At 68.0% G+C, this 15,601-nt stretch carries 14 protein-coding genes; 8 read left to right on the top strand and 6 right to left on the bottom strand.

Annotated features, from left to right (window positions below):
• The first annotated feature begins 248 nt into the window (after positions 1-248).
• From E3O28_RS12585 to cofD, 4 genes are all read left to right on the top strand, one after another.
• A complete protein-coding gene (locus E3O28_RS12585; protein ID WP_134416250.1) occupies positions 249-1,274 on the top strand; it encodes a putative F420-0 ABC transporter substrate-binding protein in 1,026 nt (341 codons plus the stop codon).
• 147 nt (positions 1,275-1,421) lie between these two features.
• Complete coding sequence (locus E3O28_RS12580) at positions 1,422-2,444, top strand: putative F420-0 ABC transporter permease subunit (protein WP_104100110.1); 1,023 nt, start codon at positions 1,422-1,424, stop codon at positions 2,442-2,444.
• Complete coding sequence (locus E3O28_RS12575; RefSeq protein WP_134416248.1) at positions 2,435-3,301, top strand: ABC transporter ATP-binding protein; 867 nt, start codon at positions 2,435-2,437, stop codon at positions 3,299-3,301. Before E3O28_RS12580 ends, E3O28_RS12575 begins: the two co-directional genes overlap by 10 nt.
• Positions 3,298-4,299: a 2-phospho-L-lactate transferase gene (cofD, locus tag E3O28_RS12570; RefSeq protein ID WP_104100087.1), complete on the top strand. Its 1,002-nt coding sequence runs from the start codon at positions 3,298-3,300 to the stop codon at positions 4,297-4,299. The genes E3O28_RS12575 and cofD overlap by 4 nt, the downstream gene beginning before the upstream one ends.
• Before the next feature lie 167 nt (positions 4,300-4,466).
• Here the strand turns inward: cofD and cofC are convergent, their stop codons facing one another.
• The 3 genes from cofC to E3O28_RS12555 are packed head-to-tail and all read right to left on the bottom strand — an operon-like array spanning position 4,467 to position 6,945.
• Positions 4,467-5,120 carry a 2-phospho-L-lactate guanylyltransferase gene (cofC, locus tag E3O28_RS12565; protein ID WP_104100086.1) on the bottom strand — a complete coding sequence of 218 codons (654 nt, stop codon included), beginning with the start codon at positions 5,118-5,120 and terminating at the stop codon, positions 4,467-4,469.
• Positions 5,117-5,941: a coenzyme F420-0:L-glutamate ligase gene (gene cofE / locus E3O28_RS12560; protein ID WP_198411580.1), complete on the bottom strand. Its 825-nt coding sequence runs from the start codon at positions 5,939-5,941 to the stop codon at positions 5,117-5,119. Before cofE ends, cofC begins: the two co-directional genes overlap by 4 nt.
• Before the next feature lie 2 nt (positions 5,942-5,943).
• Positions 5,944-6,945, bottom strand: coding sequence for a TIGR03557 family F420-dependent LLM class oxidoreductase (locus E3O28_RS12555; RefSeq protein ID WP_104194343.1), 1,002 nt, complete (start codon positions 6,943-6,945; stop codon positions 5,944-5,946).
• A gap of 109 nt (positions 6,946-7,054) precedes the next feature.
• Between E3O28_RS12555 and E3O28_RS12550 the strand changes: the two genes are divergently transcribed.
• Positions 7,055-7,891, top strand: a complete 837-nt coding sequence (locus E3O28_RS12550) for an exodeoxyribonuclease III (RefSeq protein WP_134416246.1) — start codon at positions 7,055-7,057, stop codon at positions 7,889-7,891.
• Positions 7,892-8,332: 441 nt separating this feature from the next.
• Here the strand turns inward: E3O28_RS12550 and E3O28_RS12540 are convergent, their stop codons facing one another.
• Complete coding sequence (locus tag E3O28_RS12540; RefSeq protein ID WP_134416244.1) at positions 8,333-8,833, bottom strand: hypothetical protein; 501 nt, start codon at positions 8,831-8,833, stop codon at positions 8,333-8,335.
• Positions 8,834-8,982: 149 nt separating this feature from the next.
• Here E3O28_RS12540 and E3O28_RS12535 point away from each other — a divergent pair, with 149 nt between their 5' ends.
• Complete coding sequence (locus E3O28_RS12535) at positions 8,983-10,350, top strand: hemolysin family protein (RefSeq protein WP_134416263.1); 1,368 nt, start codon at positions 8,983-8,985, stop codon at positions 10,348-10,350.
• Positions 10,343-11,383, top strand: coding sequence for a hemolysin family protein (locus tag E3O28_RS12530; RefSeq protein WP_134343172.1), 1,041 nt, complete (start codon positions 10,343-10,345; stop codon positions 11,381-11,383). The genes E3O28_RS12535 and E3O28_RS12530 overlap by 8 nt, the downstream gene beginning before the upstream one ends.
• 73 nt (positions 11,384-11,456) lie before the next feature.
• Here the strand turns inward: E3O28_RS12530 and E3O28_RS12525 are convergent, their stop codons facing one another.
• On the bottom strand, positions 11,457-12,143 hold the full coding sequence (locus tag E3O28_RS12525) for a TetR/AcrR family transcriptional regulator C-terminal domain-containing protein (protein ID WP_198411577.1): 687 nt from the start codon (positions 12,141-12,143) through the stop codon (positions 11,457-11,459).
• A 113-nt stretch (positions 12,144-12,256) separates the two neighbouring features.
• Here E3O28_RS12525 and E3O28_RS12520 point away from each other — a divergent pair, with 113 nt between their 5' ends.
• Positions 12,257-12,958 (top strand): DUF4386 domain-containing protein, encoded by a 702-nt coding sequence (locus tag E3O28_RS12520; RefSeq protein WP_134416242.1) that lies wholly within the window; start codon positions 12,257-12,259, stop codon positions 12,956-12,958.
• Between the two features lie 48 nt (positions 12,959-13,006).
• Here the strand turns inward: E3O28_RS12520 and E3O28_RS12515 are convergent, their stop codons facing one another.
• A complete protein-coding gene (locus E3O28_RS12515) occupies positions 13,007-15,598 on the bottom strand; it encodes an AMP-binding protein (protein ID WP_347232387.1) in 2,592 nt (863 codons plus the stop codon).
• Between the last annotated feature and the right edge of the window lie 3 nt (positions 15,599-15,601).

The following is a 15,601-nucleotide window of genomic DNA, read 5'->3' as shown; positions in this document are numbered from 1 at the left end:
TCCCCCATCGCCCCGCTCGCCCGGGATGGGCCGCGCCGAAGTTCTGGCCTAGGCTGAACGAAGACCGCCGGTTGGCTCTGACCGGTTGAGCCGGCCCCGACTTGGGCGGCAGGTCGCCGACACGTGCTCGGTCGCACCCTTCCTGCCCCGCAGTTCTCCCTGTGCTCGCCAGAGCGGGTGAATCGTCGCCATGGCGCGCTCATACCGACGATCCACCAGCTCTCGCGGCCCTGAACCGGATCGGTAACATGTCCCAATTACGTTCGTTGCGTGGTCCCCTGCTGGTGGTCGTAGCGGCGGCTGCCCTGCTATCGAGCGGATGCGCTGCGGCGAGTCCCGTCGCCGCGCCCAGTGCCGCGCCGGGCGCGAGCGCCGGCACGGGTGGAGGCTACCCGATGACGATCGACAACTGCGGCACCGACGTGACCGTGGAGGCCGCGCCCGAACGGATCGTGACGATCAAGTCGTCGACGACCGAGCTGCTGCTCGCACTGGACCTCTCCGATCGCATCGTGGGCTCGGCGTTCCTCGACGGCCCGCTGCCGGCATCCCTCGAGAGGGCCGGCGCAGGCCTGTTCGTGGTCAGCGACTTCGTGCCCGGCCAGGAGGCCGTGCTCGGACTCACGCCCGACTTCGTCTACGGCGGCTGGGAGTCCAACTTCTCGGCCGAGGGCGTGGGCGAACGCCAGAGCCTCACCGACCTCGGCATCGGCAGCTACGTTTCCCCCGCCGCCTGCAAGGGCGAGGGCTACATGCCTGACCCGCTCACTTTCGACTCCGTGTTCGCCGAGATCACCGAGGCCGGCGCGATCTTCGGCGCCGAAGAGGCCGCGGCCGACCTGGTCGCCGATCAGCAGAAGACCCTCGCGGCCCTTGACCCCGCCGCCGCGGACACCACCGCGCTCTGGTATTCCAGCGGCACCGACACTCCCTACGTGGGCGCCGGCATCGGCTCGCCCAACATGATCATGGCGGCCGCGGGCCTGACCAACGTGTTCGCCGACGTGCAGGACACCTGGACCTCGGTGGGCTGGGAGTCGGTCATCGAGGCGAACCCGAGCGTGATCGTGCTCGTCGACGCCACGTGGAACACCGCGGAGTCGAAGATCGCGAACCTCGAGACGAACCCGGCCACGCAGCAACTCGACGCCGTGAAGAACCAGCGCTACATCGTGCTGCCGTTCGCGGCCACCGAGGCCGGCATCCGCAACGTCGAAGCCGCCGCGTCAACCATCGAACAGCTCGACGCGCTCGGGTCGACGACGGCCGGCTAGCGACCGGCGCCAGAGCACGACGCACGACGCTGGACACGCCAGGACAGCACCAACGGGACAGACACGACGGAACAGGCGAGGCAGGTGGATCGGGTGGATCGGGTGGAGCTGCAGCAGCCGGAACGCACGGCGGCCCAGAGCCGTCGCGTGGCCGGGCGCGCGCGCTACCTGGGCTGGCTCGCCCTGTCGGTCCTGGCCCTCGTGCTCACGGCGGGGCTGGCCGTGACCATCGGTCCGGCCGACGTGAGCCTGACGGATGTCGCCGCGAGCCTCGCCGGGCACCTCGGCCTGCCGGGCGCCGCCGGGGTGGCCCCGCTGACCGACTCGATCGTGTGGCAGCTGCGCCTGCCGCGCGTTCTGACCGCGGCCGCTGTCGGTGCGGGGCTCGCGCTCTGCGGCGCGGTGATGCAGTCGGTGACCCGCAACCCGCTGGCGGACCCCTACCTGCTCGGGCTGTCGAGCGGGGCCTCTCTCGGCGCGGTCTGTGTGATCGTTCTCGGCGTCGCGGTGGCGCTGCCGGCCGCGGCGTTCCTCGGCGCGCTGGCAGCCCTCGTCGCCACGCTGAGCATCGCGCGCGTCGGCAACACGATCACGCCCGGGCGCGCGGTGCTCTCGGGCCTGGCCATCGCGCAACTGGGTGCGGCCGGCACGTCCTTCATCATCTTCTGGGCAGCCAAGGGCGACTCCTACCGGGAGATCCTCAACTGGCTGCTGGGCTCGCTGGCCGGCAGCTCGTGGTCGAGCGTCGTCATCTCGGGCACTGCCCTCGTGGTGGTCGGCGCCGGGATCGTGCTCTCGGCCACCCGTCTGGACGCGTTCACCTTCGGGGACACCGCCGCGGCATCCCTCGGCATCAACGTCAACGGCACCCGGTGGATACTGCTCGGCGCGGTGGCGCTACTGACCGGCGCCATGGTGGCCGTGAGCGGGGCCATCGGCTTCGTCGGCCTGATCCTGCCGCACCTGGTGCGCGGCCTGAGCGGGCCCGGCCACCGCCGCCTGCTGCCGCTGACCGTGGTGCTCGGCGCCCTGTTCCTGATCGTGGCCGACACGGTCGCCCGCACGGTGTTCGACCCCCGCGAGCTGCCCGTGGGCATCATCACCGCGCTGATCGGCGTGCCCGTCTTCATCGTGCTGATCAAGAGCAGAAAGGCCGCCGCATGGTCGTGATCCTCGACCGGGTGTCGTTCCAGGTCGACGGCACCCCGATTCTGACCGATGTGTCGGCGGTCGTGCCCACGGGCGCAGTGACCGGCCTGCTCGGACCCAACGGGGCCGGCAAGTCCACCCTGTTGCGCCTGATCGCAGGGCTGGAGGCACCGGATGCCGGCGGCGTCGAACTCGACGGAGCGCGATCCGGCAGAGGGTCCGGTCTGTCGCGGCGCGAGACCGCCCGGCGGGTGGCGCTGCTCGAACAGAACGCCGCGCCCAGCGTCGACCTCACGGTGCGCGAGGTCGTGCTCCTCGGCCGGATCCCGCACCGCAGCCGGGTGCTCGGCAGCTTCGGCGGCGACGACGACCACCGGGTGGCCGAGGAATCGCTGGCCGTGGTCGGCGGCAGCGACCTCGCCGACCGGGCGTGGCATACGCTCAGCGGCGGCGAGCAGCAGCGCGCGCAGATCGCCCGAGCGTTGGCGCAGCGGCCGAGTCTGCTGCTGCTGGACGAGCCGAACAACCACCTCGATGTGAGCGCCCAGATCGGGCTGCTCGGGCAGGTGCGCGGGCTCTGCGCGGGCGCGGCCGGCACGGGCCTGACCGCGATCATGGCCCTGCACGATCTGAATCTGGCCGCCGCGTTCTGCGACCAGATCCTGCTGCTGCACCACGGGCGACTGGTCGCGGCCGGCACCCCCGAGGCGGTGCTGCGGCCGGCGACCATTGCGGAGGTCTACGGCGTGGACTGCGACGTGATCCCACATCCGCGCGGCGGGCATCCGGTGATCGTGTTCGCTCCATCCTCGACGATTCCGGCCTTCCCGCCTCCCCGTGAACCCGAAGTCACCCAGCACGGAAGAGCGCACAGATGACGACCATCACCGTTCTGGCCGGCGGCATCGGCGGCGCCCGGTTCACCCGCGGGCTGCTGAAGCACCTGGCGGAAACCGAGCCGGAGGCGACGGTGACGGTGATCGTGAACACGGGCGATGACATGTGGCTGGACGGGCTGCGCATCTGCCCGGACCTCGACACCGTGATGTACACCCTCGGCGGAGGCATCAACGAGGAGCAGGGTTGGGGGCGGCCCGAGGAGTCCCGCCGCGCCTCCGCTGAGATCGCCGCCTACGGGCGCGGCTGGTCCTGGTTCACGCTCGGCGACCTGGATCTGGCCACCCACATCGTGCGCAGCGACCTGCTCCGGAACGGCTCCACGTTGAGCGAGGCCACCGAGTTCCTCTGCCGCCGCTGGCAGCCCGGGGCGCGCCTGCTGCCGATGAGCGACATCCCCGTCGAGACACATGCCCGACTGGCTATGGATGCCGATGAGCACCGGGCCGGCGAGCTGATCCACTTCGAGGAGTGGTGGGTGCGCTACCGCGCCGGCGTTCCGGCGACCGAGTTCGTGCAGGTCGGACTTGAGTCCGCAGTACCCGCGCCGGGCGTCGTCGACGCCATCATGACGGCCGACCTGGTGATCCTGCCACCGTCGAACCCGGTCGTTTCGGTCGGCACGATCCTCGCCGTACCGGGCATCCGGGACGCCCTGCGTTCCAGCACCGCCGCGGTGGTCGGCGTCTCGCCGATCATCGCGGGCGCGGCCGTGCGCGGCATGGCCGACGCCTGCCTGCACACCATCGGCGTCGAGACTACGGCCGAGGCCGTGGGCCTGCACTACGGCTCCCGCGCCGCGGGCGGCGTGCTCGACGGGTGGCTGGTGGACGAGACGGATGCCGGCGCGCTGCCGGCGCTGGCGGCCGCCGGCATCCATTCGGTCGCCGTGCCGCTCTGGATGCGGGATGCCGCGACAACCATGCGGCTCGCGGCGGATGCGCTCGCCTTCGCTCGCGGCACCCACTCCGTCGTCTGAGCGGCAGTAGCACAGCCGCGGCAGCTCCATCCATGGCGGCAACAGTTTCGACTCCCTGCCGCAACGGGCGTGCACGTAACCTCGGAGATTTTTGCGACACGCCGCTCACGGCGCCCTGGGGTGACCCGGCGTTTCGCGAAAAATCTCTGACTGTAGCGACGCGCCGATCAGCGCGCGGCGGCCGACCCCGGGGCCTCGACGACCAGGAGGGTGTGCGGCCCGAGACCGAGCCGCTGCGCCACCGCAAGGTCGGCGGCGGTATCGACGTCGTGACGGATCGAAACGGATGCCGCCAGCACGAGCGGCACATGGCCGGCGGCCTCATGGGCGGCCCGAGACCCAACCCCGAACCGAGGCTCGATCGGGACTCCGGCGAGCGCGAGCAGAGCCGTGGTGCCGGTTCCGGCCGCGTCGGGCACCAAACTGCGATCGTGCGCGGCGGCGAGGTGCAGAGTGCGCTCGACATCCGCGGGCGTCAGCGCCGGCAGATCGCCGGTCAGCACGGCCAGGTTTGCCTCCGGAAATGCCCCGCGGGCAACCATCAGTCCCTGCCGGATTGCCGCGTTCAACGGGTCTGCGGGCAGGATCGATTCGCGCACCGGGGCCTCGCGCACGATGTCGACCCCGAGCTCGGCCAGCCGACCCGAAAGTTCACCGTCGCCCGTGACGACCAGCACCCGGTCGACACCATGCGCCGCCAGCAGGGCCGCGACCGTGTCGAGAGCGAAGGCATCCGCCAGCCCGGCCCGATCGGGCCGCTCGCCCAGCCGGCTCTTCGCCCCGGGGTTGCCCTTGACGGGCACGATCGCCACCCAGCTCATTCGGTGACGGAAACGACGGATGCCGCGTCGACGGCGGCAGCGGCCAGCCCCGCCGCGTACCCCTCCGAGAAACCCTCGGCGTGCGCCTCGGCGCTCCCCAGCCGGAACATGTCGTTCTCGCTCAGCCGCAGCAGCCGGGTCGCTCCGCGCGCATCCGCGTCGTCGGGCTCGCCCACGAGGCGACCGAGCCCGCGCACGACCGCGACCGGGTTGCCGCTGGTCTTGCCCTTCACCAAATCGGCCGCGCCGGCGATCTCATCGGCGACCGCGGCGACGGTCACGTCGAGGCGCCGGCCGGACGCATCGGTCGTGCCGCGCAGGTCGTCGAGAACCGTGACTCCGGCGGCTCCGATCACGATGTCGGTCTGGCCCTCACGCCACGGGCGCCCGACGGTGTCGGTGATCAGCACGCCGAGCCGCAGGCTGGTGCGTTCGTGGAGGGCTGCGCAGAGGGCGCGCGCGGAGGCATCCGGATCGACGGGAAGGAGCAGCACGAACCCGTCGGGGGTGTTGCTCGCGTCGACGCCGGCCGCCGCCATCACCAGGCCCTGGCGGTTCTCGACGATCCGCGTCATCCCGCCGGGAAAGGCGCGGGTCGCGACGACCCGCACCGTCTCGTCGGTGATCGCCTGTTCCCGATCGGCCGCCCGCACCTGGCGGCCCTCGGCCTTGGACACGATCTTGCTTGTCACCGCGAGAATGTCGCCGTCGCGCAGGCGGCTGCCTGCCGCGTCGGCGATGAGCGCAGCGAGGTCTGCGCCGGCCTCGACCTCACCGATGCCCCCCAGCACGAAAACGTGCAGGCCGGTTGGTTCTGGCACCACTAGCGCACGAGCTTCGGCAGCACGGATGCGCCGAAAACGTCGATCCACTGGCGCTGGTTGCGGCCCACGTTGTGCAGGTAGATGCGGTCGAAGCCGAGGTCGACGAACTTCTGGATGTAGGCCCGGTGGTCGTCGGGGTCGGCTGAGATGATCATGCGGCCCTCGAAGTCCTCGGGGCGAACGAGTTTGGCGATCTGCTCGAATTCGAACGGTGAACGGATATCCCCCTTCGGGAACTTCATCCCGCCGTTCGGCCACTCGACCAGGGCGTTCCGCATGGCCTCCTCGTCGGTTTCGGCCCAGCTCATGTGCAGCTGCAGCACCTTGGGCATAGCGGCCGGGTCCTTGCCGCCATCCCGGGCGCCGTCGTCGAACTTGCCGAACAGCATCGAGATCTTTTCCAGCGGGGCTCCGACCGTGATCAGGCCGTCGGCGTGACGCCCGGCGCGCTTGGCCGTGACCGGGCCGGCGGTGGCGACGAGAATCTCCGGGGCCACCTCGGGCATGGTCCAGAGCCGGGTCGACTCGAGCTTGTAGAACTGGCCGGAGTGCTTGACGTCCTTGCCTGCGATGGAGGCGGTGAACAGCTTGGAGATGATCTCAATGGCCTCGAACATGCGGTTGATGCGCTCGGGGGCTTCCGGCCAATACTGGCCGACGATGTGCTCGTTCAGAGCTTCGCCGGAGCCGAGGCCGAGCCAGTGCCGGCCGGGGTACATCGAGGCGAGCGTCGCGGAGGCCTGCGCCACCATCGCCGGGTGCCACCGGAAGGTGGGCGCGGTGACGCCGGGCCCGAGGTCCCCCTTCGTGCGCTCACCGATCGCCGCGAGCACGCTCCAGACGAACGAGGACTCACCCTGGGCGGGCACCCACGGTTGGAAGTGGTCGGCCGCCATCACCCCGGTGAACCCGTGTTCCTCGGCGTAGGCCGACAGGGCCACCGCCTCGGCGGGCGCGAACTGCTCCAGCATCGCCGCGTAGCCGATCTGCAAATCCGTCATGGGTACCGCCCTGCCTTTCGTTGTGGTTCGATCCTGTCACTCCCGGCTCCGAGAACTCCCCTCCCCACTTAGAAACGCCCGAGCGGCATCCGTCAAATAGGCTGGAAGCATGCGCATCGCCACCTGGAACGTCAACTCCATCCGTGCCCGAGTCGGCCGGGTCGTCGACTGGATGGTGCGCGAGGACATCGACGTGCTCGCGATGCAGGAGATCAAATGTAAGCCTCCGCAGTTCCCGGCGCAGGCGTTCGAGGACGCCGGCTACGAGCTCGCCGTCCACGGCCTCAGCCAGTGGAACGGCGTCGCGTTCGCCAGTCGCCTCGAGATGACGGATGTCGCCACCGGCTTCCCCGGCATGCCCGGCTTTCTGAAGGGCCAGGAGGGTCCCGGCCTCCCGCTCGAGGCCCGGGCGCTCGGCGTCACGGTGGAGGACCTGCGGTTGTGGAGCCTGTACGTTCCGAACGGACGCAGCATCGACGACCCGCACTTCGCCTACAAGCTGGACTGGTTGGAGCGCCTGCGCGCGCACGCCCGGGACGAACTGGCTCGCGACCCGCACCTGGCCCTCGCACTGATGGGCGACTGGAACGTGGCCCCATTCGAGCGTGACATGGGTGACCCGAGCTTCGTTCCCGGCAAATCCACTCACATCTCCGAGCCCGAGCGGGCCGCGTTCCGCGCGTTCGAGGCGGAGGGCATCTTCGACGTGGTGCGCCCGCTGGCTCCGGAGGGTTACACCTTCTGGGACTACAAACAGCTGAGGTTCCCCCGCAACGAGGGCATGCGGATCGACTTCATCCTCGGCTCCCCCGCGTTCGCGGATCTGGTGACCGCGGCGAGCATCCACCGCAATGAGCGCAAGGGTGATGCGCCGAGCGACCACGTTCCCGTGGTCGTGGAGCTGGCCCTCGAGGGCGAAGACGACGACCGCCCGATGATCTTCTAACCGGCGCACCGAGCCGGAAACGTGCCGGCAACGGCGCGTGCGAGCGCGGCGGCGCTACTCGCACAATGACTTCCATACCCTGGGGGCGCCACAGTATCGCCACAAGATCGCCACAAGCGCGCCCAGCGACCTCCGTCACCGTCTCCGTCACCCGCCGCGTCGAGCCGACCCGCATCTCTGAGGCCACGCGCTGGGCTCAGCGGGGCCAGGACCTTCCTGGTCATGCCCCAGATCACCCGGATGCTGCGCCCCTGGCTGCGACGGCGGCCCCCGGTGTTAGATGAGTGAGTCCGAATCGTTTGGTTGTGTCGCTTTCGCAAGGTCAGAGCTGACCGCACCGAGTGGCCTCGGTTCATCGAAGGCGGAACGCTGTGCCCGGCGTCGAACCAATTCGACGGAGATTTTTGGTCAAGCACCCGTTTTTGAACCGAAACACGCTTTCTAAAGCAAAATCTCCGTCGAATTCGTTCGGAACGAGGCGCAGGGCCTCGGACTCAGCTCGGCCGGCATTCCCTCGCTTTGTGGTCCGGAGCCGTGTTCGGCTTCGAGCGATCGATGTCGTGCTCGGCCATCGGCCGGCCGGCCGCTAGATCGGGGCAGGCAGCGCCGCGACGGCCACCACCGCGAACAGCTTCGCAGCGTCCAGCCGGAGACGAACCGGCCGAAGATGTAGGCACCACCGGCATCACGACCCCCTTGATGACGGATGCCGCCGCCATGCGTTTGCGCGCCGATCCCGCCTTGAGCAGGCGCTCCCCGTGCAACGACATGCCGAACGCCAGGAGCAGCCGCACCCAGCATGGTTTCAGCCATCGGAGTGTGAAAGAACACCCGGTTGATGGCCAGCCCGGCGCCGACGCCGATGATGCCGAGGAGCGCGACGAGACAGCCCACCAGGATCACGAATCCGATGATGGAGAAGCCGACCAGAGCACCGCCCACGCGACGAGCTTAGGGAGGCTGGAACCGAGAGTTTCCCAGCCACAGCCGGGCACCGCCCGATAGTCTTACCCTCCTCATGGACCCTGATAAACCCTCGCCCATCCAGCCACGCCTCGACATCCTGCGCCCGAGTCTGAGAGGGCCACATGCTGTTTGAGTGGGCGATGGTGGGGGTCGGGCTTCTCCTCACCGTCGGAACGGGCATCTTCGTCGCCGCCGAATTCTCCCTGGTCACCCTGAACCGCAACGAGCTCGAGGCCCGGCAGGAACGCGGCGAGAAACGCCTCGGCCCGACCATCAAGGCCCTGAAGATCACCTCCACGCACCTGTCCAGCGCGCAGCTCGGCATCACGCTGACCACCCTGCTGACCGGGTTCACCTTCGAGCCCGCCATCAGCTCGCTGCTGACCGGGCCGCTCACGGGCGCCGGCGTGCCCGAAGGACTCGTGCCGCTGCTCGGCACCATCATCGCCATTTCGCTGGCCACCCTGTTCTCCATGGTGATCGGCGAGCTCATGCCGAAGAACTTCGCCCTGGCCGTGCCGCTGGCCACGGCAAAGATCGTGCTGCCCCCGCAGGCCCTGTTCACCGCCGTATTCAAGCCCGTCATTCTGCTGTTCAACAACACCGCCAACGCCCTGATCCGCCTGGTCGGCATCGAGCCGAAAGAGGAACTCTCGGGTGCCCGCAGCGCCGAAGAGCTCAGCTTCCTCGTGCGGCGGTCGGCGACGGAAGGCGTGCTCGACAACGACCACGCGGCCATGCTGCACCGCACGCTGCGCTTTGCCGACCACACGGTCGACGACGTCATGACCCCCCGGGTACGGATGTCCTCGGTCAAGGTCACCGACTCTGCCGAGAGCATCCTGGCCCTGTCCACGGCCACCGGCTACTCCCGCTTCCCCGTGATCGACAGGGATTCCGACGACATCGTCGGGGTGCTGCACGTCAAGGCGGCCTTCGCCGTCGAGCTGGCGCAACGCGACCAGGTCACCGCCGACGAGCTGAAGGTGGAGGCACTGCGTGTGCCCGAGTCGATGGCCGTCGACACGCTCCTGGGCCTGCTGCGCAGACAGGGCTTCCAGATCGCGGTCGTCGCGGACGAATACGGCGGAACGGCCGGCATTGTCACGCTCGAGGACCTCGTCGAAGAACTCGTGGGCGAGCTGGAAGACGAGCATGACCGGGCGAAAGCCGGCGTCATCCGTTCGGGTCGTTCTGTGGTGTTCGACGCCGGCTGGCGGCCGGACGAGCTGTTCGATCGGACGGGCGTCACGGTGCCCGAGGACGGCGACTACGAGACCGTCGCGGGCTTCATCGCCGATCAGCTCGACCGCATTCCCGAACTCGGCGACGAGGTCCCCGTCGACGGTGGCATCCTGCGGATCGACCGAGTCGATGGCGTGCAGGTTCAGCGCGTGCGCTACACCCCCGAAGACCCCGAGCACGATCCGAGCCTGGCCACCAGACACGACCGAATCGTCACCCGAATCCAGAAGGACCTGACCCATGAGTGAGTACTGGCCGGGCCTGATCTGGCTCGTCGTGTTGTTGACCGTCAACGCGTTCTTCGTGGGCGCCGAGTTCGCCGTGATCTCGGCCCGCCGGTCGCAGATCGAGCCGCTCGCCGCCCGCGGCAACAAGGCGGCGAAGACCACCCTCTGGGCGATGGAACACGCGACCCTGATGCTGGCGACCAGCCAGTTGGGCATCACCGTGTGTTCGCTGCTCATCCTGAACGTGTCCGAGCCGGCCATCCACGGCCTGCTGGAGTACCCGCTGGCCCTGACCGGACTCTCTGAGCGCGCGATCAGCGTGATCGCCTTCGCGAGCGCGCTCGCGCTCGTGACGTTCCTGCACGTGGTGTTCGGCGAGATGGTGCCCAAGAACATCTCCTTCTCCGTGCCCGACCGCGCCGCGCTCATCCTGGCGCCGCCGCTCGTCCTCGTCGCCCGCATCTTCAACCCGGTGATCGTCAGCCTGAACTGGCTGGCGAACGGGGTGCTGCGCCTGTTCAAGGTGCAGCCGAAGAATGAGGCGACCAGCGCATTCACCCTCGACGAGGTGGCCGGCATCGTGGAGCAGTCCACCCGCGAGGGTCTCCTGACGGATGCTTCGGGCACCCTCTCCGCCGCGTTCGAGTTCACCTCGAAGCGAGTCTCCGACGTGGAGGTGCCGATCGGCTCAATGGTCTGCCTGCCGGCATCCGCGTCACCCGCCGACATCCAGCGGGCCGTCGCCCAGCACGGCTACTCCCGGTACATCCTCACTGACGTCGACGGGCAGCCCACGGGCTACCTGCACCTGAAAGACGTGATGGACCTCACCTCCGGGAGCACGTTCACGGAGCCGGTGCCGGCCAAACGCATCCGTCGCCTGGCCTCCGTGTTCCGGGGCAGCGAGCTCGAGGATGCCCTGGCGTCAATGCGGCGCCTCGGTGCGCATGTCGCCACATCGTTCGACGCTGACGGAGTCGCCACGGGCGTTCTGTTCCTCGAGGACATCATCGAGGAGCTCGTCGGCCAGGTCGATGACGCCACCACCGTGTAGGTGACAACCGGGGCGCGGATGCCGCGTGGAATGTCAATGGGTGCCCGTCACGTGTGTCTCATGACGCCCTCATTCATTCAAAGGCCTGATCGGTGTCTCGCATGGTCTCGAGTCCGTCGAGCATGAGGTCAAGCCCGACCAGGAATTCATCCCCATAGGAGTATCCGGGCTTCAAGACGTGGTCGGCCGTGAGTTCAGCCAGGTACGGGTACTCGCTTGTGGGCAGCTGCGCCAGCATGATCGCGGCCATCGCTGCCGTCTCTTCCGGCGTGGTGAAGGGCAGGCTCTTCTCCTGCATCGCGAACCCGTAGATATAGCTGTCGACAGCGGAGAACGCGTGGGCCGTCTTCGCGATCGAGAAACCGCCGTTGCGGAAGGTTCCGATCACCCGGTCGTGGTGCCGGAGGGTGCCCGGTCCCGGGTTCGTTCCGGAGTCACGAACGGTCGTAGCCCAAGCATGACGGGCGAGGACATCCCGGAATGAGATCGAGTGCTTTCGGATTGCCGGCTTCCACTCATCGCTGTGTGACGGCAATTCGATCTCGCTGAAGATCGCATCGGCCATGGCGTTGATGAGGTCCTCCTTGTTGGCCACGTGGTTATAGATCGACATGGCCTTCACGTTCAGGTCCTCGCCCAGACGCCGCATCGTGAGGGCTTCAAGCCCCTCAGTGTCGGCAAGGCGAACGGCGGCAGCGATCACCCGCTCGCGGTTCAAACGAGCTCGGGGTGCGGGTGCTGCTTCACGTGCTGCTGCCAAGTCTCTCTCCCGCACTCATAGCCGTTGACAAACCTTACCACGTACATATATCTTACTTACAACATAAGCATACATCATAAGTTTTAGCCACAGATGCAGTAAGGATACGAGCCATGACCACTCACCTCCACCCCGCGCCCAGCGCCACAGCGCCGGCTGCCACACTCAACCCCTTCCGCTGGTCGCAGCGAACCGGAGCGCTCGTAACGGGCACCGCCCTCACGGCCATGGTGTTCCTCTCGATCTTTGGTTATTTCATCGCCATCAACGGCCTCGTGACCGCCGGTGATGCGGAAAAGACGACCGATGCAATTTCCGCCTCGCCGGCGCTGTGGCTCGCCGGGATCGGCGCGCTGTGTGTCGTCGTCGTGCTGGACGTCGCCGCCGCCGCCGGCACCTACGCGCTCTTCAAGCCCGTCAGCCGTGTCGTCTCCGCTGTTGCCGGGTTGATCAGAATCGCTTTCGCCGGGTGGTTCATGGTCGCCCTCAGCCGGCTCGTGGTCGCCTTCAACAACCTCGACACCCCGGAAGTCGCGCTGGCCGACATCGACTCGTTCTCGTCGATCTGGAACACCGCCCTGGGCCTGTTCGGGGTACATCTCCTCCTGATCGCCTATCTGTCGATCCGCTCCGGCTTCATGCCGAAGGTCTTTGGAATCCTGATCGGTCTCGCCGCCATCGGTTACATTGCCGACCTCATCGGCCTGGTGGTGGCACCCGCTTTCACCCCGACCTTCGGCCTGTTCGGCTTCGCGGGCGAGACCGCCATGATCTTCTGGCTGCTCATCGGGGGACGACGTCTCCCGCATTCCTAACCGCACCCGACCTCGCCCCGAACTATGCCCCGCTCATCCAGCCCAACGTCACCGCCGGCGACCGGCCGACGTTCTTGTCGCGAATACATTGGTCATAAGCGTGCGGGTTGCGACCGCGGGATGACGAGTCCACCAAGCGCTCAGTGCGGAATACCCTCGCCAGGCGAGGATACCCACCGCGAAGGAGGCAAGGGTGGCGAGCAGCGGTCCGTCGTTCCCGAAAAGCGGGAAGACCTGCCAATGGACGAGATATACGAACAACGATGCCGAGGCCGTGACGCTCAGCACCGGCACCAGAATCCGCGGGAGGGGCACGGCCGGAAGCCAGAGGAGAAGAAGCAGTCCCGCTATCGTGGTCGCCTCGCGGGCCGGGTCGCCGAAGAAGCCCGGAACGGAGAGCACGACGACCGCCGAGCTCAGCACCCGCCGCGTGACGTCCGTGGAACGTGCGATGAGCCAGCCGAGAGCGATGAGCCAGAGCACGATCGGCAGCGAATACCGTTCGGTCGGCCCGGCCTCGACCCCTCCGGTCAGCAGCAGGCGAAGCAGAAGCGCCCCCGCAAAGAAGGACGCCGCGAAGACGAAGGGGTATCGGCGCTCGATCCGGTCGAGCTGGGGCACGCAGAAGAGAAGCGCCAGGCCGAGGATCGTCCACACGACGGATTCCAGGAACCAGTACTGCCATTGCACCGTCCAGCGTTCGTCGCCGCCGAGCAGGTTGTGCAGCATGAAGACCGTCGCGGGTTCGTACATCCCTCCAATCAGGCCAACTCCACCGATCCACAGCACGGCCGGGACGAAGATCTGGACGGCGCTGCGCAGAAGCTTCCCGAGCCGCATCGGCCGAGGTACATCGGCGAACTGGAATCGGGCCAGGTTGTAGCCCAGGATTCCGAGCAGCAGGTGAGCACCGCCCTGTATGTGGAAGAGGTTGGCGTGCGTCCCCGTGATGAGCGCGATGGCGATAGCCCGCAGCAAGACGGATGTCTCCATGCGCGCCAGCGACCGTCGGGGTCGCGCCCCGGACGGTGCGGTTCGGCGGTTGGCCAACTCCCGGGCCGATTTCGCGGGCCAGTCCCTGGGGAGCGTGCCGAGCATCTGCTCGAGCCGCACCGAGACCTCGACGTAACTGAGCGAGTCGCCGTGCAGCGCGACGAAGCTGTCGTCCAGGACCGCATCCGGGCGGTCGAGGAGGGTTGCGTAGAGCGCCCGAATATTCTCCGCCGTCACGGTCCCTCTGCGATCCACCAGCGGGGCTTTGCGCTCGAGGAGCGCCGCCTCCCGGAGCAGGCTCGCGGTGTCTGGCTTGCCGCTGGACGTCAGGGGGAACTCCGCGACAAGGTGCACCCGGACGCTGTGATCGGGCAAGCCAAGCGCCTCCGCGGCGATCGGCGCGACGAGCCCGAGGGCCCACCGCTCTCGCACGAAGACCACAAGGCGTTCCTCATGGTTCACCGCCCTCGCTTCGACGCCGTCGTCGTCAAGGAGCCGTTCGACCCGGTCGAGATCGATCCGCAGGCCGTATATCTTGACGAAGCGACTGCTCCGCCCGACGATTTCGAAGAGTCCGTCGTCGTGCTGGCGGGCTAGATCGCCGGTGCGCAGATCCCCCACTGTCGGTCCAGCGGCGAGTCCCTCCGGGCTCTCCGCGTATCCCATCATGACGTTCGGCCCGGTGTACACGAGGTTACCGACCGAGTGCTCGTCGGCGTCGTCGATGCGGAACTGCCCGCCCGGTATCGGGATTCCGATGGATTCAGGCCGGGTCGCCGCCAACTCCGGCGGCAGGTAGGCCATCCGTGCGGTCGCCTCTGTCTGTCCGTACATGACGACGAAGTCGAATCCACGTTCTTGCCCCAGCCGGGCGTAATCGCGCACCCGGTCGGGGCCGAGCCGGCCGCCGGCCTGAGTGATGTAGCGCAGGCTCGAATGTTGGCGCCCAGCGAATCCGGTCGAATCGAGAAGGTCGAAGGTGTAGGGAACGCCGGCGAAGGAGGTGGCCCCTGCCGCGTCGAACTCGTTCCAGAATGCAGACTCGACCACAGAACGCTCGGTGAGGAGCAGGCTCGCCCCGGAGATCAGGTGGCTGTTCACGACTGAGAGGCCGTAGCAGTAGTGCATCGGCAGGGTTGTGGCCGCCCGGTCCTGCTCGGTCAGGGCGAGGTAGTCGGCGATGCTTCTCGCGTTGCTGCGCACATTCTCGCGTGACAGCCGAACGAGTTTCGGCGATCCTGTCGAGCCCGAGGTGCTGAGCAGCAGTGCCAGCTCAGGGTGCAACGTGTGCCGGCTTCCCTCGCGTCGCTCATCCAGACGCCATTCGCCGCCGACGGGCGCCAAAACCACGTCGGGGTCGTAACGCTCAAGGAGCCCGTTCCTGTTCCGCTCCTGGCTCGGCTCGTCCCCGTCGCCTGCGACGAGGAGAACTGGATGCCCCGCCGCGAGCGCGGCGAGATAAGTCACCAGGGGCTCCAGGGCGTTCGCGCACGACACCATGACGAGTCGGCGGCCGTCTCCCAATAATTCACGCCGGTCACGGACAAGTTCGTCCAGTTCGGCGTAGTTTATGGTTCCATTCGCGGTCACGAGGGCAGTCGCGGACGGATCGCCGGAGAGGAGTCGGAGGGCCTCAAGACCGCCCATCGG

Source organism: Cryobacterium sp. TMT2-14, from assembly GCF_004402465.1.
GTDB lineage: Bacteria > Actinomycetota > Actinomycetes > Actinomycetales > Microbacteriaceae > Cryobacterium > Cryobacterium sandaracinum.
Note: the sequence above shows the minus strand (reverse complement) of the source record. Positions and strands in the feature narration are given on the sequence as shown.

Excerpts from the sequence above, each read along its gene's own strand:
- E3O28_RS12575 (WP_134416248.1), top strand. The coding sequence starts at position 2,435 with ATGGTCGTGATCCTCGACCGGGTGTCGTTCCAGGTCGACGGCACCCCG.
- E3O28_RS12555 (WP_104194343.1), bottom strand. The coding sequence starts at position 6,945 with ATGACGGATTTGCAGATCGGCTACGCGGCGATGCTGGAGCAGTTCGCG.
- E3O28_RS12515 (WP_347232387.1), bottom strand. The coding sequence starts at position 15,598 with ATGGGCGGTCTTGAGGCCCTCCGACTCCTCTCCGGCGATCCGTCCGCG.
- E3O28_RS12520 (WP_134416242.1), top strand. The coding sequence starts at position 12,257 with ATGACCACTCACCTCCACCCCGCGCCCAGCGCCACAGCGCCGGCTGCC.
- E3O28_RS12530 (WP_134343172.1), top strand. The coding sequence starts at position 10,343 with ATGAGTGAGTACTGGCCGGGCCTGATCTGGCTCGTCGTGTTGTTGACC.
- cofD (WP_104100087.1), top strand. The coding sequence starts at position 3,298 with ATGACGACCATCACCGTTCTGGCCGGCGGCATCGGCGGCGCCCGGTTC.
- E3O28_RS12585 (WP_134416250.1), top strand. The coding sequence starts at position 249 with ATGTCCCAATTACGTTCGTTGCGTGGTCCCCTGCTGGTGGTCGTAGCG.
- cofC (WP_104100086.1), bottom strand. The coding sequence starts at position 5,120 with ATGAGCTGGGTGGCGATCGTGCCCGTCAAGGGCAACCCCGGGGCGAAG.
- E3O28_RS12550 (WP_134416246.1), top strand. The coding sequence starts at position 7,055 with ATGCGCATCGCCACCTGGAACGTCAACTCCATCCGTGCCCGAGTCGGC.